This window comes from Paraburkholderia caffeinilytica, from assembly GCF_003368325.1.
Taxonomy (GTDB): domain Bacteria; phylum Pseudomonadota; class Gammaproteobacteria; order Burkholderiales; family Burkholderiaceae; genus Paraburkholderia; species Paraburkholderia caffeinilytica.
On sequence record NZ_CP031467.1, the window covers coordinates 665,123 to 689,263 of the forward strand.

A 24,141-nucleotide genomic window follows, 5' to 3' on the forward strand; every position below is an offset into this window, starting at 1 on the left:
GAGCGCGCTAGCGCAACTTCATTCAGGTGCCCGCGCCACCTGCATCCGCGCTGGTGATGCGCGGCTGGTCGCCGCCGTTATCGAGCCACGTGCGCAAACGCGTCGCGTCCGCAAAGCGCGAGTATTTACCCGACGAGTCGAGCAGCACGATGATCATCGGACGACCGTGAATGGTCGCCTGCATCACGAGACACTCGCCCGCTTCGTTGATGAAGCCGGTCTTTTGCAGACCGATGTCCCACGTGGGGTTACGCACCAGGGCATTTGTGCTGTTGTACGCCAGCGAACGCTTGCCGGTGTACACCTCGTAGCTGTGATCGGTGGAGAACTTGCGGATCAGCGGATACTGATACGCCGCGTTGACCATCTTTACGAGGTCACGCGCGCTCGACACGTTCTGGCTCGTCAAACCCGTGGGGTTTTCAAAGTGCGTGTCGGTCATGCCGAGTTGCTTGGCCTTCGCGTTCATGGCCGCGAGAAAGGCCGGACGGCCGCCCGGGAAATAACGCGACATCGCTGCGGCCGCGCGATTTTCCGAGGCCATCAGCGCGATGTGCAGCATGTCTTCGCGCGAGAGCACCGAGCCCACCGACAGACGCGAGCCGGTGTTCTTCTCGTAGTCGCGGTCTTCGTCGGTGACTTCGATCTGATCGGTCATCGGCTCTTTCGAATCGAGCACGACCATCGCGGTCATCAGCTTGGTGATCGACGCGATCGGCACCACGGCGCGCGAATTCTTGTCGAACAGCGATTCGCCGGTGTTCTGATCGATCACGTAGGCAACGCTTGAACGCAGCATCAGCGCGTCCGGCGTGTCGTGCAGACCGAAAGCCTGGCCGACGCTAGGCTGACGCGGTTCGTACGCGACGCGGCGCATCACCGAATGGTGGTGACCGTTCGACGAGTACGTCACGCGCTTGCGCTTGACGCTCGCGCGCGGCGCGTCGTCATCCGCGGCAGCCACGGTCTTTACAGCGGCGCCTTTGACGGCCTTCTTGCTCGACACTTTGTCGGCGGCGGCCGCAGCGGGCTTTTTGGCCGCTTTCGTATGTTTGGAGGTTTTTGCCGTTGTGGCGGGCGTGGCGGCAAGAGTGCTCACAGGCGTGGCGAACGCCGCCGCGATGACCATGGAGACGGCCACCGACAGAGCGGTGCTGCGGGCCGCGCCGTGGATCACTTTTAGCGACGAAAACATGTCGGTTTTCATGGGTGTTCGGTAGGGAGCGGCGAGAGGTTTCCGCAAGTGTAGTAAAACAACGAAAAATTAGCAATTTGAAGCACTTATACGCGCTCCTTAAACCGGCTTGTAAGCTCCGATCGCAAAAACACGAATAAGTGCCGCGCTTCGATCGAAAAAAACGATCGCCAACGCGCTTCGTCTCGCCTTTGCCGCCATATGCCGGAATCGAGCCGACTCTTTCAGCATAACGGCAATTTCGAGACAACCTTGATCAGGGGAAATACGGTCAGAGCGCAGGCATGTAAAGCGTTGCCGGCGCACCGGAACGTCGAAGAGGTCTCGCCGCAAGCTGTTAAACGCCTGCTGGAGACCGCCAACGCGCATTCGACCGGCATAGAGGATTAACGTTCCGTGACACTTTCCGGTTTACATCGGCGCGGCCAATTGGTGGTTTTTTGTCAAATATCGATGCCCCCGCCAGCGCTGCGCCTCATCAAGTAGTCAAAATCTCTCGTGAAATCGGTAACAAATACGGATTTATCCCGCACCAGCACGGTGCAACAGACAAATCAACCTGCGTCAAACGAATGTCATGCTTGCTGCATAAGATGTTGTTTTATCAGCAATTTCTTAACATTGTGCGACGCACAAAAAACACTTGACATTCGTTGCCGCCATCCTAAAATAGGAACCATTGCTGCGATGCACAATACATCGCGGTCCGGGGAGACGATCTGAGAGCGTCTCGCCACCAACCCAATGCGGTCCGCACAGACAGACCGCGATCCAGGAGCGTAAACCATGACTCTGCTGACCCCTGAGCAATTCGCTGCAGCCCAGAAAGCCAACTTTGAAACGCTGTTCGGTCTGACGACCAAGGCATTCGAAGGCGTCGAAAAGCTGGTTGAACTGAACCTGCAAGTCGTGAAATCGACGCTCGCGGAAAGCCAGGAAAATGCCCAGCGCGCGCTGTCGGTGAAGGACGCGCAGGAACTGCTGGCACTGCAAGCGAGCCTCGCACAGCCGGTGGCTGAAAAGGCGCTGTCATACGGCCGTCACGTGTATGAAATCGTTTCGGCAACGCAAGGTGAATTCACCCGCGTCGCAGAAGCCCAATTCGAAGAGCAAAACCGCAAGGTCCAGTCGCTCGTCGAAAACGTTGCGAAGAATGCCCCGGCCGGTTCGGAAACCGCTGTCGCCGTGCTGAAGTCGGCTATCACCGCCGCCAACACCACGTACGAAACGGTCCACAAGGCAACCAAGCAAGCTGTCGAAATCGCCGAAAGCAACTTCAATGCTGCCGCAACGGCCGCATCGAAGGCAGCGTCGCAAGCCGCTGCACAAGCATCGCGCTCGGCAAAGAAGGCAGTCTAAGTTTCAAAGCTGCCGAGTTTCCTGCATATCACGCCGGCCCGCCTCACAGGCAGGGCCGGCGTTATCGCAAGCAACAGCGTCGTGCCGTTGCCGCTCACACGGTTCTATTTGGCCGAACGCTCCGATACGTTGAACAACGTATCGTTTGCCCGGCGAAAGGCCGGGATTTTTTTTCCCGCTGCCTGAGAGGCGCGGCGCATGGTGCATGCGTTGCTTCACGGCAAGCGCTCTACGCTGCTTGCTAAAAAAAACGGCGCGCCCTTTGCGGGGCGCGCCGTTTTTTTTGCTTCTGCTGCCTTCTTCAAAGCTCGCCTGCATGCAGGCGAGCCCGGCCGCATTACTTCTTTTTCTGCGGCGGCAGGTCAGTGCAGACGCCTTCGTACAACTCGGCGGCCATACCGATCGATTCGCCGAGCGTCGGGTGCGGGTGAATCGTCTTACCGATATCCGTTGCGTCCGCACCCATTTCGACCGCGAGACACACTTCGCTGATCAGGTCGCCCGCGTTCAAACCGACGATCCCGCCGCCGATCACGCGATGCGTTTCTTCGTCGAACAACAGCTTCGTGAAGCCTTCGTCACGGCCGTTGGCGATGGCGCGGCCCGAAGCGGCCCACGGGAACACCGCCTTGCCGTACTTGATACCCTCGGCCTTCAGCTGGTCTTCCGTCTTGCCGGCCCACGCCACTTCCGGATCGGTGTAGGCCACCGACGGGATCTGCAGCGCGTCGAAGTACGCTTTTTCGCCATGTGCGACTTCGGCGGCGACGTGAGCTTCATGCACGGCTTTGTGCGCGAGCATCGGCTGACCGACGATATCGCCGATCGCGAAGATATGCGGCACGTTGGTGCGCATCTGCTTGTCGACGTCGATGAAGCCGCGATCCGTTACCGCCACGCCGGCCTTGTCCGCGCCGATCTTCTTGCCATTCGGCGTGCGGCCGACGGCGACCAGCACGAGGTCATAGCGTTGCGCTTCGGCCGGCGCCTTTTCGCCTTCGAACGACACATAGATGCCGTCGTCCTTCGCTTCTGCCGCGGTGGTTTTGGTCTTCAGCATGACGTTGGCGAAACGCTTGCTGTTGTACTTCTCCCAGACCTTGACCAGATCGCGATCCGCGCCGGCCATCAGACCGTCGAGCATTTCGACCACGTCGATCTGCGCACCGAGCGTCGCGTACACCGTTGCCATTTCGAGGCCGATGATGCCGCCGCCGATCACCAGCATGCGTTGCGGAATCTGACGCAGTTCGAGCGCGCCGGTCGAATCGACCACACGCGGATCTTCCGGAATGAACGGCAGCTTCACCGCTTCCGAGCCTGCGGCGATGATTGCCTGCTTGAACTTGACGACCTTCTTCCCGCCTTCGGTCTGCACTTCCATGTGATGCGGATCGACGAACGAGCCCGTGCCCGTCACGACTTCGACCTTGCGCATCTTGGCCATGCCGGCGAGACCGCCGGTGAGCTTCTTGACGACGCCCGACTTGAAGTCACGCAGCTTGTCGAGATCGATTTGCGGCTTGCCGAACGTGATGCCATGCGAGCCGAGCGCTTCCGCTTCGTCGATGACGAGCGCCGTGTGCAACAGCGCCTTCGACGGAATACAGCCGACATTCAGACAGACGCCGCCGAGCGTTGAATAGCGTTCGACGAGCACCGTCTTCATGCCGAGGTCGGCCGAGCGGAATGCCGCCGAGTAACCGCCGGGGCCCGAACCGAGCACGAGCATGTCGCACTCGATATCCGCGCTGCCGGCGAAGCTACCGGCTTGCGGAGCGGGCGCAGCCGCTTTGGACGCAGGCGCGGGCGCCGGTGCAGGCGCTGCCGCCGGAGCGGGTGCTTGCTCAGGCGCCTTGGCCGGCGCTGCGTCTGCAGACGTTTCGACAAGCGCGATGAGTGTGCCTTGCGAGACTTTGTCACCGGCTTTGACGCGCACTTCCTTGACCGTGCCGGCGGTATCGCTCGGCACTTCGATGGAGGCCTTATCGGACTCGAGCGTCATGAGAGCCTGTTCGTTCTCGATGACATCACCCGGTTTGATATTGACTTCGATGACATCGACGTCCTTGAAGTCACCGATATCCGGCACTTTTACTTCGACGAGACTCATAGTGTCCCCTTCTCTTATTGATCGTGATGAGGCGACGAACCCAAAAAATGCAGCCTATAAGCCGGCAACGCCCTGGACAGAATCAACCTTTGCTGTCCGCCCAAGGACGCGCCTTTCTTTTGCCTACTTTTCTTTGGAAGACAAAGAAAAGTAGGTGCCGCCCCGCACAGGGGCGACGCTAATAGACCAACATGAAAACAGGTTCAACGAGAAACGCGGATAACTGATAAACACAGCGCCCCGCGCAACATCAGATCAAAGAATCACACGCCGAAAATCGGCAAGAATCGCACCCAGATACGCATTGAACCGCGCCGCCGCAGCACCATCAATTACCCGATGGTCATACGACAAGGAAAGCGGCAAAGTCAGACGCGGCACAAACTGCTTGCCATCCCAAACCGGCTTCATCGCACCACGCGACAACCCGAGAATGGCGACTTCAGGCGCATTGATAATCGGCGTGAAATTAGTCCCGCCAATACCGCCGAGCGAAGAAATCGAGAAGCAGCCGCCTTGCATCTGATCCGGCTTCAGCTTGCCATCACGCGCGAGCTTCGAGAGCTCGGCCATTTCCTTCGCGATATCGATCAACCCTTTCTTGTCGGCATCGCGAATCACCGGAACGACCAGACCATTCGGCGTATCGGCGGCAAATCCAATATGGAAATACTGCTTGAACACCAGGTTGTCGCCGTCGAGGCTGGCATTGAATGTCGGGAACTGCTTCAAGGCAGACACAACCGCCTTGATCACGAACGCCAGCATCGTGATCTTCACGCCGGCCTTTTCGTTTTCCTTGTTCAACTGCACGCGCAGCGCTTCGAGATCGGTGATGTCCGCTTCGTCGTTATTCGTGACGTGCGGAATCATGACCCAGTTGCGATGCAAATTCGCGCCCGAGATTTTCTTGATGCGCGACAACGGCTTCGGATCGACCGGACCGAACTTGGTGAAGTCGACCTTCGGCCACGGCAGCAGATTCAATTCGCCGCCACCCGCGGCAGCCGGCGCTGCAGCACCTGCCGGCGCAGCACGCTGCCCCGTCATCACACCCTTGATGAAGCCGGTCACGTCCGCTTGCGTAATACGGCCCTTCGGACCCGTGCCCTGCACCTGAGTCACGTCGACGCCGAGTTCGCGCGCGAACTTGCGCACGGACGGCGAAGCGTGGCTCGGACGGCGAGCGCCACCCTCGCCAGCCTGAATCAGCGGTGCTTGTGCGAGCGCAGACGGCGAAGCCGGAGCGGGCGAAGGAGCAACCGGCGCATCCGACGGCTTCTCGAGCGCTTCCTGCCGCGGCGCCGGTGCGGCAGCCGCAGCCGGTGCAGCAGCGCCATCCGCTTCCAGCACGACGATGACCGAGCCTTCCGACACGGCATCCCCGACCTTGACCTTCAATTCCTTGACGACGCCGGCGGCCGAGCTCGGCACGTCCATGGTCGCCTTATCGGATTCGAGCGTCACCAGCGACTGCTCTTTCTCGACGCGATCGCCGACCTTCACCGAGACTTCAATCACGGGAATGTCTTTGTAGTCGCCGATATCCGGCACTTTGACTTCCTGCAGACCGCCGCCGGCGGCAGCGGACGCAGGCGCAGCAGCCGGCGCAGGCGACGGCGCCGCAACCGGTGCAGCAGCAGGCGCCGCAGCCGGTGCGGGAGCAGCAGCACCCGCACCGTCCAGCACGACGATCAGCGAGCCTTCCGACACGTTGTCGCCAACCTTGACCTTCACTTCCTTGACGACGCCGGCGGCCGAGCTCGGCACGTCCATCGTCGCCTTGTCGGATTCCAGCGTAACGAGCGATTGCTCTTTCTCGACGGTATCACCCGCCTTCACCAGCACCTCGATCACAGGAATATCCTTGTAATCGCCGATGTCCGGCACTTTGACTTCGATCGCTTGACTCATTGTTAGTGTCTCCTGGGCCGCGCACGCCACCCGCTCCTGTCGATCAGGAGCAGGCGCGCACGCCGTGGCACACGGGGAATGATGCCTTAGACGGTCATCGGGTTGGGTTTGGCGGGATCAAGGTTGTACTTCTTGAGCGCCTCGGCGACGACCTTGCGTTCGATCGTGCCTTCGTCTGCCAGTGCATTCAACGCGGCAACCGTGACCCAGTAGCGGTCGACTTCGAAGAAGTGACGCAGCTTTTCGCGCGTGTCCGAACGGCCATAGCCATCCGTGCCCAGCACGACGAACTTCTGCGGCACGAACGCGCGGATCTGCTCGGTCAGCGCGCGCACGTAGTCGGTCGATGCGATGACCGGACCTTGCGCACCCTTCAGCAGCTTCTCGACGTGCGAGAGCTTCTTCTCTTCCGTCGGGTGCAGCAGGTTCCAGCGCTGCACTTCGTGACCTTCGCGAGCCAGTTCGGTGAAGCTCGGCACGCTCCACAGATCGGCAGCGACGCCCCAGTCGTTCTTCAGCAGATCGGCAGCGGCGATCACTTCGTTGAAGATCGTGCCCGCGCCCATCAGTTGCACGCGCGGCGCCTTTGCGTCGGCTTCCGCTTTGCGGAAGGCATACATACCCTTGATGATGTCGGCCGCTACAGCATCGCCCTGCGGAATCGCCGGGTGCTCGTAGTTCTCGTTCATCACCGTGATGTAGTAGTACACGTCTTCCTGGTCGGCAACCATGCGACGCAGACCGTCCTGCATGATGACCGCGAGTTCGTAACCGAACGTCGGGTCGTAGCTGATGCAGTTCGGCACCGATGCCGCCCACAGGAGCGAGTGGCCGTCTTCGTGTTGCAGACCTTCGCCGTTCAGCGTCGTGCGCCCGGCCGTGCCGCCCAGCAGGAAACCGCGCGAACGCATGTCGCCCGCCGCCCAGGCCAGATCGCCGATGCGCTGGAAGCCGAACATCGAGTAGAAGATGTAGAACGGGATCATGATCTCGCCGTGCGTCGAATACGACGTCGCGGCTGCGATCCAGTCACACATGCCGCCGGCTTCGTTGATCCCTTCCTGCAGGATCTGGCCGGATTCCGATTCGCGGTAGAACATCAGCTGGTCGGAATCTTCCGGCACGTACTTCTGGCCTTCCTGATTCCAGATACCGATCTGACGGAACAGGCCTTCCATACCGAAGGTACGCGACTCGTCCGGCACGATCGGCACGATGCGCTTACCGAGCGACTTGTCTTTCAGCAGGATGTTCAGGATCCGCACGAACGCCATCGTCGTGGAGATCTCGCGGCCTTCGCCCGTGCCCTTCAGCAGCGGCTCGAACGCGTCGAGCGCCGGCACCGGCAGCGAGTCGGCCTTCTGGCGACGCGCCGGCAGATAGCCGCCGAGGTCCTGACGGCGAGCGCGCATGTACTCGAGTTCCTTCGAGCCTTCTTCGAACTTGAGGTACGGCACGTGGACGAGGTCTTCGTCGGAGATCGGCAGACGGAACTGGTCGCGGAATTTCTTCAGCTGGTCCACATGCAGCTTTTTCTGCTGGTGGGTAATGTTCATCGCCTGGCCGGCTTCGCCCATGCCGTAGCCCTTGATCGTCTTCGCGAGGATGACGGTCGGCTGGCCCTTGGCGTTCGTGGCTTCGGTGAACGCCGCGTAGATCTTGTGCGGATCGTGGCCGCCACGGTTCAGGTTCCACACGTCCTCGTCGGACCAGTCGGCGACCAGCGCCTTCAGTTCCGGCGTGTTGAAGAAGTGTTCGCGCACATACGCGCCCGACTCCGACTTGTACGTCTGGTATTCGCCGTCGACGACTTCCATCATGCGGCGCATCAGCGCGCCCGACTTGTCGCGTTGGAACAGCGCATCCCAGCGGCTGCCCCAGACGACCTTGATGACGTTCCAGCCGGCGCCGCGGAATTCGCTTTCGAGTTCCTGGATGATCTTGCCGTTGCCGCGCACCGGACCGTCGAGGCGCTGCAGATTGCAGTTGATCACGAACACGAGGTTGTCGAGGCGTTCGCGGCCGGCCATGCCGATTGCGCCGAGCGATTCCGGTTCATCCGTTTCGCCGTCGCCGAGGAAGGCCCAGACCTTGCGGCCTTCGGTCTTCGCGATGCCGCGCGCCTGCATGTACTTCATGAAACGCGCCTGGTAGATCGCCATGATCGGGCCGAGGCCCATCGAGACGGTCGGGAATTGCCAGAAGTCCGGCATCAGCCACGGGTGCGGGTACGACGAGATGCCCTCGCCGCCCACTTCCTGACGGAAGTTGTCGAGCTGGTTTTCGGTCAGACGGCCGAGCAGGAACGCGCGCGAGTACACACCCGGCGACGAGTGGCCCTGCACGAACACGAGGTCGCCGCCATGTTCGGCCGACGGTGCATGCCAGAAGTGGTTGTAGCCGACGTCGTACAGCGTGGCGGCCGACGCGAACGAGGCGATATGGCCGCCGACGTTCGTGTCCTTGCCCGCGCGCAGCACCATGGCAATGGCGTTCCAGCGCGTGTACGAGCGAATCCGGTGCTCGAGGTCCTGGTCGCCGGGAATCGGCGCCTGACGCGACACGGGAATCGTATTGATGTAGGGGGTGTTTGCTGAGAACGGCAAATGTTCGCCGTGCACGCGGGCGAATTCGATTTGTTTTTCGATCAGGTAGTGAGCGCGGTCGGGGCCCACAGCAGAAATCACGCCATCCAGCGCTTCAAGCCATTCGCCGGTTTCCTGGGGATCGTCGTCTTTTTCAGCGGCGACATATTTCATGACTTCGTCGGGTACAGCGGACATGCTCGTCTCCTGGATATAGAGGAACGCTCTTTGAACAGACGACGCGGACGAAGCACGACCGCGGCAGCTTCGGGCGATTGTAATAAGGGTCCTGACGTCTGCGCAACAAAATTTTCGAATTACGAGATCGAATCTCATAATGCGGAAAATTGTTGCGGCGCAACCTGATTTGACTGCCGATCGACGGATACGTCGGCTAGTTTGCGCCGATTACCGTCACTTTCTGCGCTTTTTTGCGCCATTTGCTAGCGACACGCTGCGCTACAATGCCACGCATGTTGACCGAACGGCTTTTCGCACGCTCGGCGCGCACCGCCGGTTCGCCGGGCGATTCGACGCCGTCCTCCCGCTGGCACCACGGACCGTGGTGGTCGAACTCCTATTTGCTCACGCCGCTGCTGTCGATCCTGGTTTTCCTGGTCGTCATGAGCCTGATTCTATGGAGCCTGAACCGGCGCGAACAGCAGCAGCAGGAAGACACGCTCTACCGTAATGTCGCGTGGGCGCAGCAGCAGATCCGCCTGTCCATGACCGGCGCGCAGGAACAGATACAGGCCCTTTCCCGCGATCTCGTCGCCGGCCACGCCGATCCGCATTCATTCCAGGTGTCCACCACCGACATCATGCAGGGGCATCCCGAGATCCTCTACATGAACTGGTACACGAGCCTGCAGCAGCCGCGCTGGCCCAATACCGCGCTCCCCGTGTTCGGCCAGCGCCTCGCCAAACCGAACGACGCGCAAATGGACGAGGCCGTCAAAGCCGCCTTCAACGAGGCCCGCAATACGCGCCGCCAGGTGTACTCGCCGCTGATCTACGACGACCTCGGCAACGGCTACATCACGCTGCAAACGCCGGTCTACCGCGACCGCGACTTCCTCGGCACGATTGCCGCCGTGTTCTCGGTGGAAGGCATCCTGAAGCACGACATTCCGCCCGAGTTGTCGGCGAAATACAAAATCTCGATCATCGACGTGAACAACCGCGAGTTGACCACCACGTCGACCCGCCCGCGCCTGCCGCGCGACATGTTCTACGATCTGCCGCTCGACCCGCCGGGCCAGGGTGTCTCGGTGCGCGTCTACGCGTTCCCGCAGATGACCAACTTCACCAACAACACGCTGGTGTGGCTGGTGGCCGGCCTGTCGTGCTTCGTGTTGTGGAGTCTGTGGAGCTTGTGGAAGCACACGCGGCAACGCTTCGAGGCACAGCAGGCGCTCTACGCCGAAGCGTTCTTCCGCCGCGCAATGGAAAACTCGGTGCTGATCGGCATGCGCGTGCTCGACATGCACGGCCGTATCACCCACGTCAATCCGGCCTTTTGCCGCATGACCGGCTGGGACGAAAGCGATCTGGTCGGCAAGAATGCGCCGTTCGCTTACTGGCCGCGCGACGCCTACCCCGAGATGCAACGCCAGCTCGACATGACGCTGCGCGGCAAGGCACCCTCATCGGGTTTCGAATTGCGGGTGCGCCGCAAGGACGGTTCGCTGTTCCACGCGCGCCTCTATGTGTCGCCGCTGATCGACAGCTCGGGCCGCCAGACCGGCTGGATGTCGTCGATGACCGACATCACCGAACCGAAGCGCGCGCGCGAGGAGCTCGCCGCCGCGCACGAGCGCTTCACGACCGTGCTCGAAAGTCTCGACGCCGCCGTCTCCGTGCTGGCCGCCGACGAAGCCGAACTGCTGTTCGCCAACCGCTACTACCGTCACCTGTTCGGCATTCGCCCGGACGGCCATCTGGAACTGGCGGGCGGCGGGTTCGACAGCGCCCAGGCCTCGTCCGATTCGATCGATATGGTGGATGCCTACGCCGGTCTGCCGGCTGCCGCGTTGACCGAAAGCACCGCCGACGCGCAGGAAGTCTATGTGCAAAGCATCCAGAAATGGTTCGAAGTGCGCCGCCAGTACATCCAGTGGGTGGACGGCCATCTCGCGCAGATGCAGATCGCGACCGACATCACCACCCGCAAGCAGGCTCAGGAACTCTCGCGTCAGCAGGACGAGAAACTGCAGTTCACCAGCCGCCTGATGACGATGGGCGAAATGGCCTCCTCGCTCGCGCACGAACTGAATCAGCCGCTCGCGGCAATCAATAACTATTGCTCTGGAACCGTGGCACTGGTTAAATCCGGTCGAACGACGCCTGACAATCTCCTGCCCGTGCTCGAGAAAACCGCCCAACAGGCGGTGCGGGCTGGCATGATCATCAAGCGCATTCGCGAATTCGTGAAACGCAGCGAGCCGAAACGCCAGGCCACGCGCGTAGCCGATATCGTCGCGGACGCGGTGGGTCTCGCCGAACTCGAAGCGCGCAAGCGCAAGATTCGCATCGTGACCGATCTGCGCTCGCGCCTGCCGGTGATTTACGTCGACCCGGTGCTGATCGAGCAGGTGCTGGTGAACCTGCTGAAGAACGGTGTCGAAGCCATGCACGACGCGCGGCCGAATGCGGTCGACCCCGTGATTCGCGTGGTCGTGCGACTGGAGAGCGGGTTTGTCTGCATCAGCGTCGTCGACCAGGGGCCGGGCGTCGACGAAGCGACAGCCGAGCGTCTCTTTGAACCGTTTTACAGCACCAAGTCCGATGGCATGGGCATGGGGTTGAACATTTGCCGTTCGATTATCGAATCGCACCGCGGCCGTCTGTGGGTGGTCAACAACGTCGAATCCGACGGCCACATCACAGGCGCCACGTTCCATTGCAGTCTGCCTATTGGAGAGCCTGACGGCCCGAGCAACGGCGGGTCAGAGGCGCCGACACCACAAACCGTTACGGGAGAGCTATGAACAGCCCAGTCACCACACAGGAAACTGTCTTTGTCGTCGACGACGATGAGGCCGTGCGAGATTCGCTGCGCTGGCTGCTGGAGGCGAACGGCTACCGCGTGCAATGCTTCTCCAGCGCCGAGCAGTTCATCGACGCATGGCAGCCGCATACGCATCCGGGCCAGATCGCATGCCTGATTCTCGATGTGCGGATGTCAGGCATGAGCGGGCTCGAGCTGCAGGAACGCCTGATCGCCGACAACGCGTCGCTGCCGATCATCTTCGTGACGGGGCACGGCGACGTGCCGATGGCTGTGTCGACGATGAAAAAAGGCGCGATGGACTTCATCGAAAAACCGTTCGACGAAGCCGAACTGCGCAAGCTGGTCGAGCGCATGCTCGACAAGGCGCGCAGCGAAAGTACCAGCGTGCAGCAGCAACGCGCCGCCGCCGAACGTCTGGGCAAGCTGACCGCGCGTGAGCACCAGGTGCTCGAGCGCATCATCGCCGGCCGCCTGAACAAGCAGATCGCCGACGACCTCGGCATCAGCATCAAGACGGTTGAAGCGCACCGCGCGAACATCATGGAAAAGCTCAACGTCAATACGGTTGCCGATCTGCTGCGACTGGCGCTGTCGAACAAGCCGCAACCGGCGCAGTGAACCAATAAGCATAACGACCGCGGTACACCCCGCGGGTCGCGACTGTGTCTCAAAGGCCGGACTGCCGAACAGTCCGGCCGGCTTTGCTCCTCTCTCCTCCCTCCCCCTGCTTCACAACAACTTCACAACAACTTTGCAACCACGTCGCGACAGCGACCGGCGGCATGACTCAGCACACCCGCATTCACATCCGTCAATCATTACGCATAACTCAGCATACGCTTACGTCGGGCGGCAATAACTTCTTTCCTCCGACAAGATTGACAAGCGCTGCTACTCCCCTTAATTTACACAGAACTCCTCAATAGGAACCGTTGATGCCCGATGAACGCGGGACAAACGTGCTGTCGTTATCGTATGCGGCGTCGCCATGCGACGTAAATCAACTAAGACGGTTGCGCCGCATTGCCGAGGTATCCGTCACATCGAACGGTTCAAGCGGAGCTGAGCCGGCCTTTATTCGCCTTACTCGCCTGATTCACCTTACTCGCCCTACGCGCGTTACCCGCTTCCCTCTCCATTGCGTCGCTCCAAAGCAGCGCAGCATGCGCTGCTCATCCACTTCGCGCGTCTAACCCAGCCGGGAGGATTTCATCGTGAAACGATCCGGAACACACCGTTCGCGTGTGTTGCTTGTTTGCGCCGCACTTGCGGGCGCACCACTCTTCGTCGGTCTGGCCATGCCGGGCGCGGTTTACGCGCAAAGCGCCGCGAAGCTGTCGAACCAGCAACTCGATTCGCTGACCGCGCCCATCGCACTTTATCCCGACGCGCTGCTCGCGCAGGTGTTGATGGCCGCCACCTTCCCACAAGACGTGCAGGCTGCGGCCGCATGGTCGAAAGCAAACTCGAAGCTGCAAGGCGACGACGCCGTCAAAGCGGTCGCGTCCGAGCCCTGGGACCCAAGCGTGCAGTCACTCGTCGCCTTCCCGCAGGTCCTCGCGACCATGGCGTCGAAACCCGACTGGGTCTCGCAACTCGGCACCGCCTTTCTCGGCCAGTCGAATGACGTGATGGACTCCGTGCAGCGCCTGCGCAAACAGGCGCAGGCCGCCGGCAATCTGAAAACAAGCTCGCAGCAGAAGATCGTGGTCGAGCAAAGCACGATTCAGATCGTGCCGGCCAATCCGCAGGTGGTCTACGTGCCGACGTATAACCCGACTGTCGTCTACGGTGCGTGGCCCTATCCCGCCTACCCGCCCGTGTATGTGCCGCCGCCTCCCGGTTATGCAATCGCGAGCGGTTTGGCTGCCGGCCTCGCGTTCGGCGCCGGCGTCGCGGTGGCCAATTCGCTGTGGGGCGGTTTCAACTGGAACACGCACGACGTCAATATCAACGTGAACCGGTACAACAACATCAATGTGAACAACCGGATCAACGTGAACAGCAGCACGACGAACTGGAACCGCAACACTAACGTCAATCGCAACGTCAACAATACGAACATCAACCGCAACGTCAACAACAACCTCGGCGGCACGCAGCGCGATGCCTATCGCGGCCGCGACGACACCGCCCGCGCCCAGGCGCAGCAGACCTTGCAGAACCGCACCGGCCAGAACCTGAGCGGCAATGCAAGCCAGCGCGTGCAAGGGATTCACCAGGGCGGTACGCAGAACGCCGATTTGCAGAACCGCGCGCAGAACACCAACCGCGATAACGCATTACGCGGCGCCGGCGACGGCAACACCGCGCGGCAGGACACGCAGCGTGGCCAGACAAGCCGCAACGCAGCCTCGAACAGTTCCGGCGGCGGCCTCGGCGCCAACGGCGGCGGTCAGCAACGCACGGGCGGCGGTTTCGCTGCAAACGGCGGAGGCGGCAGACTGGGCGGTGGTGGCGGCGGCGAACGCCACCTCGGCCGCAACCGTTGAACGATCAAGAGGAGTCCCTGATGATTCGCTTATTTCCACGCGGCGCGTTGCGCGCCCACGTTCTGACACTCGCCGCCGCCTTCGGCACGACCGGCACCCTGCTGGTGGCGCCGGTACTGCTGCTCGGCGCGAGCGCCGCACACGCGCAGACGGTCTATCCCAGTGCCGACGCCGCCGCCAGCGCGTTTGTCGACGCCTTGGCCCGCAACGACGAAGGCGCCCTCAAACACGTACTCGGCAACGATTTTCATCGCTTCATTCCTACCGAAGGAATCGGCGAGGACGATATCTACCAGTTCCTCGGCGCATGGTCGAAAGGGCACCAGATCGTTGAGGATCCCGTGAAGAGCAAGGGTCGCACAACCGCCCATCTGGCCGTAGGCGACAGCGGCTGGACCTTGCCGATTCCGCTCGTGCAGGCGGGCAAGGGTTGGCGTTTCGATCCGCCCGCCGCGCAGGACGAGATGCTGACGCGCCGCATCGGCCGCAACGAACACGCGGCGATCCTGACCTCGCTCGCCTACCTCGACGCGCAAAACGATTATCACAATCTGACCCAGCACTACGCCCAGCGCTTCGTCAGTACGCAGGGCCAGCACGACGGCCTGTACTGGGCAACGGCGCCCGGCGAAACGGAAAGCCCGCTCGGACCACTCGCCGCCACCATGCCCAACGGCACCCTGCCGAAAGAGGCCTACCACGGCTACCACTACCGGATCCTGACGGCGCAAGGTGCGCACGCGAAGGGGGGCGCGCAGAACTACGTCGAAAACGGCGTGCTGGCCAAAGGTTTCGGTCTGATCGCTTCGCCGGCCGAGTACGGCAAGACCGGCGTGATGAGCTTTATCGTCAATCAGGACGGTCAGGTCTATCAGAAGAACCTCGGGCCGCAGACCGCGCGTGCGGCGGCCGCCATTAAGTCGTTCGACCCTGACGATAGCTGGCAGCCGGCGCAGGAGTAGCCAGAAGTCGCTCGACGGCCGCGGCGGCGCACCCGCCGGCCGCGCCGATCTACGTTGGAACCGGCAAGATGTCCATGTTGACGCAGGCGCCGCCATTCGGCGCCTGCGTCCATTGCCGATGCCCGCGCGTCGATGCCCGCGAGATCACCCTGCGTCGGCACCCATGTCGGCGTGTCAGCACCGGCATCCTCGTCGGCACACCCACGGCCGCCAATCACGTCCGGCGCCCAGCGCCAGCATGCACAGTCGGCCCGCCCCGGAATCCACACATGGCACGCCATGCGGGGCCGGTATAATGTCGGACTTTGCAGCGCTGCTTATCCCTGATTCGCGCCGCGCGCTTTTCATGCGCCGACCCGTTTCCGGTGAAAAGCGCCATCGCCCATGCCGCACATGCGGGCCCGCGCCCTGCTCCGCTTTCCAAACTGCCCATCTCGACCGACCATGACTGCCAAACTGATCGACGGCCTAGCCCTTTCCAAGACCTTGCGCGCCGACGTCGCCACGCGCGCCGCCGCCCTCACGGCCCGCGGCCATCAGCCGGGCCTCGCCGTGGTGCTGGTCGGCGACAATCCGGCCAGCGAGGTCTATGTGCGCAACAAGGTCAAGGCGTGCCATGACAACGGCCTCGGCTCGTCGTTCGACCGCTATCCGTCCGATCTGCCGGAAGCCGAACTGCTGGCGCGCATCGACGAACTGAACCACGATCCGCGCATCCACGGCATTCTGGTGCAACTGCCGTTGCCGCCGCATATCGACAGCCACAAGGTGATCGAGGCGATCGCCCCGGAAAAGGACGTCGACGGTTTTCACGTTGCCAATGCCGGCGCGCTGATGACCGGCCGCCCGCTGTTCCGTCCGTGCACGCCGTACGGCGTGATGAAAATGCTGGCGGCCTACGAGATTCCGCTGCAAGGCGCGAACGCGGTGGTGATCGGCCGCTCGAACATCGTCGGCAAGCCGATGGCGCTGCTGCTGCTCGAAGCCGGCGCGACCGTCACGATCTGCCATAGCAAGACACGCGATCTGGCCGCGCATACCCGCAACGCCGACGTGGTGGTCGCCGCTACCGGCCTGCGCAATATTCTCACTGCGGACATGGTGAAGCCAGGTGCGGCCGTGATCGACGTCGGCATGAATCGCGACGAAGCGGGCAAGCTGTGCGGCGACGTCGATTTCGCAGGTGTAAAGGAAGTGGCCGGCTACATCACGCCGGTGCCGGGTGGCGTCGGTCCGATGACCATCACGATGCTGCTCGTCAACACGATCGAAGCCGCCGAGCGCGAAGCAGCGGCGAAGGCGTAAAGCTGAAGGGCATGCCGGCGAGGTGCTTTCGCCGGCATCCTCAAGGGGCCGCCTGGTCCCCGGCCGCTATGCCCGCGCCAGGCGCCGCGGGCCGGCGCGCAAGACGCCCACGGCACCACTTCAGCACCGGTCGCTCCACGAAGTGCCATGACAGCGCCGCGCACAGCAGGATAAACGGCGCGGCGATCAACACCGCCGTCACGTGGCTCAACTGCGGCGCGATATTCGCGACGCATTGCTGCATCATGAAACCGTACAGATAAATCCCATAGGAGTAGTCGTGACGCGGCACAAAGCGCCTCAGGAGCGGCGTCGCGCCCACCCACAGCACGCCGTAGACAAAAGCCAGATAGAACAGCGGCTGAGCGCCGGCCGTGTCGCGGAACACCAGAAACACCATCGCTAACGCGAGCGCCGTCAGACCGTTGAGGTCGATCCGTTCGCGCCAGCCGTACAGCAACATTCCCAGCATGAAAAACGGCTCCGGCCAGAACGAATAGCCGCCGGGTGGTTCGCTGAAGTCACGCAGTCCGATCTGCAGATGCGGCAGATGCACGCGCAGAACGAACGCGGCACACCCGAGCGCCGCCGCCAGCGTCACGCCGCGCGCGCTGGACAGGAGCCCCAGCATGCCGGTCGCCACCACGATCAGATAGCAGCGCACTTCGAGCGGCAACGTCCACAGCGGCGCGCAGACATCGACGGGAAAGCGGTTGTGCTCGAATACGCCGGGCAGCGCCCAGCCGGTTTTCAGCACGATGGTGGAGAAGTTGTCGAGGCTGGCCCACGTCATGCCGGAGGCGAAATAGTCGCGCAGCGGCAGCGTGGTAAACAGCGGCCCGAGGATGAATACCGTCACCAGCGAGCCGCCCGCCACCGCCGGCCATAGGCGCGCGATGCGCAACGCGACGAAACGAGGCACCGAACGTTGCCGGTCGAAACTGGCGGTCACCAGCATGCCGCTCAGCAGAAAAAACGCGTAGACACCGAGTGCGCCAAACCCATCGAAACCGAGCGCGTTCTGGACCCAGTCCGTCGTGCCGTCGGGTGCTTGCAGCAGATAGGAGTGGCCGTACACCACGGCAATGGCGGCGAGAAGCCGCACGAGATCGAAGTTGTTGCCTTTGCGCGATAGAGCGTGCGAAAGCGGGTTCATCGATACCTCTTGCAGAAAGCGTCGCTGACGGATGGCGGCACGCCAGAATGCGGCATGGCAGCAATTCGCACCGTTCGCTTTCGCACAGAGCGCCGCGGCGCAGCGGGAGCGGCGAATCGGGTGCCGATCGGGCACAAATCGGGCGCAAGCCGGTGGCACATTCCCACCGCCTGAACCGCACGCGGCACCCGCTCCTCCGCACACAGTCACGCGACATCTGATAATTTGTCTGCTGACGGATTGGAATCGGCGCGCCCCGCCCCAATAATGTCCACATGGAGTGTCATTAGGGTGCCATCGCGCGCCCGTCGATGCACCGATTACCCGTTCACCCGCGTCAGACAGGAAGCCTTATGTCCACTACCCCCTCGAAGCACGACAATCCGCTCCTCGATTTCTCCGACCTGCCGCGCTTTGGCGAAATCCGCCCCGAACACGTCACGCCCGCCCTCGATGTCCTGCTCGCCGATGCCGCCGCCGCTGTCGAGCGCGCCGCCGAGCCCATGACGCCCGCTTCGTGGGCCGATGTGGTCGAGCCGGTCGAGCGCGCTACCGAACCGCTGTCGCGCGCCTGGGGCGTGGTCGGTCATCTGAACGCCGTGGCGGATACGCCGGAACTGCGTGCCGCGTACGGCGAGAATCTGCCGCGTGTCACCGAATTCTGGTCGAGCGTCGGCCAGAATCTCGCGCTCTATGAGAAGTACAAGGCGATTCACGCCAGCAGCGATTTTTCGTCGCTGACCGGCGAGCGCAAGAAAATCCTCGGCAATGCATTGCGCGATTTCCGCCTGTCGGGCGCGGAATTGCCGGAGGACCAGAAACCGCATTTCGCCGAATTGCAGGAAAAGCAGGCAGGGTTGTCGAAAGCGTTTTCGGATCACGTGCTCGACGCGACGAACGTGTACGCCTATCTCGTCGAGGCCGGCAATGAGACGCAACTGGCCGGCCTGCCCGAAGACGTGATCGAAGCCTCGAAGGAAGCAGCCGAACGCGAAGGCAAGACCGGCTACAAATTCACGCTGCACTTCCCGTCGTATTTTCCGGTGATGCAGTACTCGGAAAATCGCGCAATGCGCGAGACGATGTATCGCGCGTATGTGACGCGCGCGTCGGAACTCGGTCCGCAATACGGCAACGGCAAGCCGGAATGGGACAACACGGCGGTACTCGCCGATCAGTTGAAGCTGCGCGCCGAAGAAGCGCACATGCTCGGCTACAACAACTTCGCCGAAGTTTCACTCGCGCCGAAGATGGCCGAATCGCCGGCACAAGTCATGGCCTTCCTCGAAGACCTCGCCACGCGCGCGCGTCCGCACGCCGAACAGGACTGGAAGGAACTGCGCGAATTTGCCGCGAACGAACTCGGCATGGCCGACCTGCAGCCGTGGGATATGACGTTTGCCGCTGAACGTCTGCGTCAGAAGCGCTATTCGTTCTCCGAGAACGAAGTCAAACAATACTTCCCGGAAGACGTCGTCTTCAAGGGCCTCTTCAAGGTCACCGAAACGCTGTTCGGCGTGCGCATCCGTCGCGACGAAGCGGCCGTGTGGCATCCGGACGTGCGCTTTTTCCGCGTCGAGAATCAGGACGGCGGCCTCGTCGCGCAGTTCTATCTCGATCTGTATGCACGCGAAGGCAAACGCGGCGGCGCATGGATGGACGACGCACGCGGCCGTCACAAGCACACGCACGGCAGCGTGCAAACGCCGGTGGCGTATCTGACCTGCAACTTCTCGGCGCCGGTCGGCGGCAAGCCCGCCTGCTTCACGCATGACGAAGTGATCACGCTGTTCCACGAGTTCGGCCACGGCCTGCATCACATGCTCACGCGTGTCGACGAACTGGGCGTGTCGGGCATCAACGGCGTCGAGTGGGACGCGGTCGAACTGCCGTCGCAATTCATGGAGAACTTCTGCTGGGAGTGGGACGTGTTGAGCGACATGACGTCGCACGTCGACACCGCCAAACCGCTGCCGCGCGATCTGTTCGACAAGATGCTCGCCGCGAAGAATTTCCAGAGCGGTCTCGGCACGCTGCGCCAGATCGTGTTCTCGATGTTCGACATGCAACTGCATACCGGTTTCGATGCGTCCGGCACGAAGAACGCCACCGAACTCGCGAGCGAGATCAACGAGCGTTTCCACGTGGTGCCGCAAGCTCCGTTCTCGCGTTGGCCGAATACGTTCAGTCACATTTTCGCGGGCGGTTACGCGGCGGGCTACTACAGCTACAAGTGGGCGGAAGTGCTGTCCGCCGATGCGTATGCCGCGTTCGAAGAAGCGGCACAAGCCGCGAGCGGCAGCGTGCTCGATCAGGCAACCGGCATGCGCTATCGCAAGGAGATTCTGGAAGTGGGCGGCAGCCGTCCCGCAATGGAATCGTTCAAGGCGTTCCGCGGCCGCGAGCCGAATATCGATGCGCTGCTGCGCCACAATGGCATGACGCCCGCCGCGACGCATTGATCTTGCGTTGATGCATTCGCCGGCGTTGTGGATAACGCCGGCATCGGCAAAAAACGGTGATTGAACCACACCCTGCATCGTTGGATACCCGTCCAATGATGCAGGGTGTTTTTTCATGAGCCAGCACCGGCATTTTCCATTCGCGTGCGTGTCACGAGCGGCGCGCCGTGGCTAGCCGCGATGCAGCTTGAAATCAACCTGCGCGGGACGCCCTTCCAGCGACAACGCCGCGCGCGCGGCAGGCGCACGGCTCACCACCTTGCCACGGCTCACCACCGCGAGCCGCGCGGCGCGCAAGCGGATCGCTTCGACCGGATCGCGTGCGTCCAGCAACACCAGATTGGCGGCGCAACCGGGCGCCACGCCGTAGTCCTCCAACCCGAGAATCCGCGCGGCATTCACCGTGACCGCGTCGAAGCAGGCATGCATGCCGTCGACGCCCGTCATCTGCGCAACATGCAAACCCATGTGCGCGACTTCGAGCATGTCGCCCGAGCCGAGGCTGTACCACGGGTCCATCACGCAGTCGTGGCCGAACGCGACGGTGATGCCCGCCGCCATCATCTCCGGCACGCGGGTCATGCCGCGCCGTTTCGGATACGTATCGCTGCGGCCCTGCAGCGTGATGTTGATCAGCGGATTGGCGATCGCCGCGACACCGGACTCGCGCATCAGCGGCAGGAGCTTGCTGACGTAGTAGTTGTCCATTGAATGCATCGAGGTCAGGTGCGAACCGGTGACGCGCCCATGCAGGCCGAGCCGGTGCGTTTCGGCGGCGAGCGTTTCGATGTGGCGCGACATCGGATCGTCCGATTCGTCGCAATGCATATCGACGCGCAAGCCCAGCTCCGCCGCGAACTCGCACAACATGCGCACGGACTGTGCGCCATCGGCCATCGTGCGTTCGAAATGCGGAATCCCGCCGACCACGTCGACGCCCATCGCAATCGCACGCTTGAGATTCTCGAATGCGCCGACGCTGCGCAGGACGCCGTCCTGCGGAAACGCGACCAGTTGCAAGTCGAGATACGGTGCGACGCGGCGCTTCACTTCGAGCAGCGCCTCGACCGCGAGCAAGCGCGGATCGCACACGTCCACGTGACTGCGAATCGCCAGCAGACCGCGTGCGACAGCCCAATCGCAGTACTGCAGCGCGCGCTCGATCAGCGCCTCCTGCGTGAGGTCCGGCTTCAGTTCGCCCCACAGCGCGATGCCTTCCAGCAAGGTGCCCGACGCGTTCACGCGCGGCAGACCGTACGAAAGCGTCGCGTCCATGTGGAAATGCGGATCGACGAATGGCGGCGTGACGAGCGATCCGGCTGCGTCGATTTCTTCATGCGCGTTCGCGGCCAGATTCGGTTCGACGGCGACGATGCGACCCGCTTCGATGCCGATGTCGACGGGTTGCTTCTGCTGCAGCGCGGCGCTCGGCGGCAGCATCGCGCGGCGGATAATCAGATCCATGATTCGCTCCCTGTTGACCGCTCTTTGACTGATTGCGATTCTATCGGCGTCAGAAAATGCGTGCCGTGTTTTAACAGAAAGCCGTACCGGCAGGCAGAGGGAAATCCGTACCGGCTGCGGGCGACGACGCACGCCTATACTCGGCTTTTCGGCTTTTCGGCTTTTCGGCTTTTCGGCTTTTCGGCTTTTCGAACGTTCGACGCCAGGCGTTCTGCGTCGAGGTCGGGGCATCCTCGTTCAGCGCACAACGGTACCTGCATCCTCCCACCACCGGAGCAAAACCATGAAAACCATCGGCGTGATTGGCGGAATGAGCTGGGAATCGTCCACCGAGTACTACAAGCTCCTGAACCGCCACGCCAAGGCGCGCCTCGGCGGCCATCACAACGCCCGCAGCCTGATGCTGACGGTCGACTTCGCGCCGATCGAGGCCAACCAGCGCGCCGGCAACTGGACCGCGCTCGGCGATCAGCTGGCCGACGCCGCACGCCAACTCGAACGAGGCGGCGCCGACCTGGTGATACTCGCGACGAACACCATGCATCGCGTGTATGAAGCGATCGAACAGGCGATCGACGTGCCCTTCCTGCACATCGCCGATCCGACCGGCAACGCGCTGCGCGCCGCGGGAATCGAGCGGGTGGGCTTGCTGGGTACACGTTATACGATGGAGCAGACGTTTTACACGGGGCGCTTGCACGAGCGCTACGACTTGGAGGCGCTGGTTCCGGACGAAGCTGAACGCGCGGATGTGCACCGCATCATCTACGACGAGCTGTGCCACGGCAACGTGAATGACACCTCGCGTGCAGTGTATCAACGTGTGATCGAAGGACTGGCCGCCCGTGGCGCGCAGGCGGTGATTCTCGGCTGCACGGAAATCACCTTGCTGATCAAGCCGGAAGATTCGGCATTGCCCGTGTTCGACACGACCGCGTTGCATGCGCAAGCGGCGGTGGATTGGGCGATCGAGTCGGAGTGAAGGCAAGCGCGCCTTGTGCTTGCACGAGAGGCGACGCCAGAGGTTAAAAAGCCCCGTCGCAGCGGGGCCGTGTTCCCGAACTACCGTTCAGTCTTTCAACAGTTCGTCCAGCTCTTTTGCGCGGCTCTGCGTGATGTTCGCCATACATTCCCAGAAGAAAATATAGCGTTCGGCGGCTTCACCCATTGAGTACGTTTCGCCATAGCATTCGTTGTCGCGATACGTAGCCCAGGCATTCTGCGCCTTTTGGAAGAAGGGAAACGCTACAGGCTCACCGCTAGCCTTGAGCGACGCGTCGACACTCTGAATCTTCGAAGTTACCGCCTTCAGCTTCTTTTGAAGTTGGCTGTTCGCCTTGTTGAATTTCAGGTGTGAACACTGCGCCAGATCGTCATTGCTCGCATGCTCGCCTGAATCGCACATGCGTGTGATTTCCGCCGCCGGTCGCCCAGCAAAAGAAGCCTCGGGCGACTTGAAGTAATGGTAATCGAACTCCCCCGAATACACCGTCTTCGCACTCGCCACGACAGGCAGTAGCACTAGCGCGCACAACAACTTAGTGCGATGAGTCATAAACCCCCGCTTCGAACATTTCTGCTTCACGATGACGACGTTTGAGCAGACCTTTAACCGGATGCCCCTTTGACGTTGCATACTGCCTCATCTTGTTGCCTACCTTGTTGTATTCCCCAGTATTGACAAAATCGAGAACGTCATCGCCGTGATGCTGCAGGTTGTACATGAAGCATACAAGCGCGTCGTATTCGAACTGATACAACGGAACCTTGATCCTCCCGTTGATCGTGTTCTCGGCCCATGCGACATCTTGCCGGAGAAGCACCTCAGCCTGCGCTTCCGTAATCCCGTTCCTGAACGGTTTTTCGGACACCGCGCCCGATATCTTGCCAAGATGCACCAGATGCCCGTATCCGATTGTGGCATTGCCGCTCTTGCTTCCATCCTTGTCGTACATGGTCTCGCTATACGATTCCCAGCCCTCAAGGAATTTTAAGCCGTCCCCTGATACTTTCCACGGCTTGCACAAGCGCCGCGTGTAGGCCGTGACATTAGAGTTAGGGTTAGTGTTCGTTGTTGCGGTACAGAGTGCGTCAGGCATGATGATTCGTTAGGTGAGTTGG

At 61.9% G+C, this 24,141-nt stretch carries 16 protein-coding genes; 8 read left to right on the forward strand and 8 right to left on the reverse strand.

The window, feature by feature from the left end:
* Nucleotides 1–22: 22 nt before the first annotated feature.
* Nucleotides 23–1,207 carry a D-alanyl-D-alanine endopeptidase gene (pbpG, locus tag DSC91_RS18925; protein ID WP_115780367.1) on the reverse strand — a complete coding sequence of 395 codons (1,185 nt, stop codon included), beginning with the start codon at nt 1,205–1,207 and terminating at the stop codon, nt 23–25.
* A 774-nt stretch (nt 1,208–1,981) separates the two neighbouring features.
* Between pbpG and DSC91_RS18935 the strand changes: the two genes are divergently transcribed.
* Complete coding sequence (locus tag DSC91_RS18935) at nt 1,982–2,554, forward strand: phasin family protein (RefSeq protein WP_054038013.1); 573 nt, start codon at nt 1,982–1,984, stop codon at nt 2,552–2,554.
* Nucleotides 2,555–2,891: 337 nt separating this feature from the next.
* On the opposite strand, the gene lpdA is transcribed toward DSC91_RS18935, so the two are convergent.
* The 3 genes from lpdA to aceE all read right to left on the reverse strand — a co-directional run bounded on the left by lpdA (nt 2,892) and on the right by aceE (nt 9,364).
* Nucleotides 2,892–4,667: a dihydrolipoyl dehydrogenase gene (lpdA, locus tag DSC91_RS18940; protein WP_115780369.1), complete on the reverse strand. Its 1,776-nt coding sequence runs from the start codon at nt 4,665–4,667 to the stop codon at nt 2,892–2,894.
* A gap of 255 nt (nt 4,668–4,922) precedes the next feature.
* Entirely contained in the window at nt 4,923–6,581 is a 1,659-nt protein-coding gene (gene aceF / locus DSC91_RS18950) for a dihydrolipoyllysine-residue acetyltransferase (protein ID WP_115780370.1), read from the reverse strand.
* Between the two features lie 86 nt (nt 6,582–6,667).
* Nucleotides 6,668–9,364, reverse strand: coding sequence for a pyruvate dehydrogenase (acetyl-transferring), homodimeric type (gene aceE / locus DSC91_RS18955; RefSeq protein WP_115780371.1), 2,697 nt, complete (start codon nt 9,362–9,364; stop codon nt 6,668–6,670).
* A 275-nt stretch (nt 9,365–9,639) separates the two neighbouring features.
* Here aceE and fixL point away from each other — a divergent pair, with 275 nt between their 5' ends.
* From fixL to folD, 5 genes are all read left to right on the forward strand, one after another.
* On the forward strand, nt 9,640–12,156 hold the full coding sequence (gene fixL, locus DSC91_RS18960; RefSeq protein WP_115780372.1) for an oxygen sensor histidine kinase FixL: 2,517 nt from the start codon (nt 9,640–9,642) through the stop codon (nt 12,154–12,156).
* Entirely contained in the window at nt 12,153–12,797 is a 645-nt protein-coding gene (gene fixJ / locus DSC91_RS18965) for an oxygen response regulator transcription factor FixJ (RefSeq protein WP_011488992.1), read from the forward strand. The genes fixL and fixJ overlap by 4 nt, the downstream gene beginning before the upstream one ends.
* Before the next feature lie 596 nt (nt 12,798–13,393).
* The gene (locus DSC91_RS18970) at nt 13,394–14,671 is read left to right on the forward strand and encodes a DUF3300 domain-containing protein (protein WP_115780373.1); all 1,278 of its coding nucleotides are present in this window, start codon (nt 13,394–13,396) and stop codon (nt 14,669–14,671) included.
* 20 nt (nt 14,672–14,691) lie between these two features.
* Nucleotides 14,692–15,633 (forward strand): DUF2950 domain-containing protein, encoded by a 942-nt coding sequence (locus DSC91_RS18975; protein ID WP_115780374.1) that lies wholly within the window; start codon nt 14,692–14,694, stop codon nt 15,631–15,633.
* A gap of 444 nt (nt 15,634–16,077) precedes the next feature.
* On the forward strand, nt 16,078–16,938 hold the full coding sequence (folD, locus tag DSC91_RS18980; RefSeq protein WP_115780375.1) for a bifunctional methylenetetrahydrofolate dehydrogenase/methenyltetrahydrofolate cyclohydrolase FolD: 861 nt from the start codon (nt 16,078–16,080) through the stop codon (nt 16,936–16,938).
* Between the two features lie 40 nt (nt 16,939–16,978).
* On the opposite strand, the gene DSC91_RS18985 is transcribed toward folD, so the two are convergent.
* Nucleotides 16,979–18,094, reverse strand: a complete 1,116-nt coding sequence (locus DSC91_RS18985; protein ID WP_115783333.1) for an acyltransferase family protein — start codon at nt 18,092–18,094, stop codon at nt 16,979–16,981.
* 353 nt (nt 18,095–18,447) lie between these two features.
* Here DSC91_RS18985 and DSC91_RS18990 point away from each other — a divergent pair, with 353 nt between their 5' ends.
* Nucleotides 18,448–20,556 (forward strand): M3 family metallopeptidase, encoded by a 2,109-nt coding sequence (locus tag DSC91_RS18990; protein WP_115780376.1) that lies wholly within the window; start codon nt 18,448–18,450, stop codon nt 20,554–20,556.
* Between the two features lie 171 nt (nt 20,557–20,727).
* Here DSC91_RS18990 and DSC91_RS18995 read toward each other — a convergent pair whose 3' ends face one another.
* Nucleotides 20,728–22,020, reverse strand: coding sequence for an amidohydrolase family protein (locus DSC91_RS18995; RefSeq protein WP_115780377.1), 1,293 nt, complete (start codon nt 22,018–22,020; stop codon nt 20,728–20,730).
* A gap of 283 nt (nt 22,021–22,303) precedes the next feature.
* Between DSC91_RS18995 and DSC91_RS19000 the strand changes: the two genes are divergently transcribed.
* Nucleotides 22,304–23,002 carry an aspartate/glutamate racemase family protein gene (locus DSC91_RS19000; RefSeq protein WP_115780378.1) on the forward strand — a complete coding sequence of 233 codons (699 nt, stop codon included), beginning with the start codon at nt 22,304–22,306 and terminating at the stop codon, nt 23,000–23,002.
* Between the two features lie 87 nt (nt 23,003–23,089).
* On the opposite strand, the gene DSC91_RS19005 is transcribed toward DSC91_RS19000, so the two are convergent.
* Entirely contained in the window at nt 23,090–23,575 is a 486-nt protein-coding gene (locus DSC91_RS19005; protein WP_115780379.1) for a lysozyme inhibitor LprI family protein, read from the reverse strand.
* Entirely contained in the window at nt 23,559–24,119 is a 561-nt protein-coding gene (locus DSC91_RS19010) for a lysozyme (RefSeq protein WP_115780380.1), read from the reverse strand. The genes DSC91_RS19005 and DSC91_RS19010 overlap by 17 nt, the downstream gene beginning before the upstream one ends.
* Nucleotides 24,120–24,141: the final 22 nt, after the last annotated feature.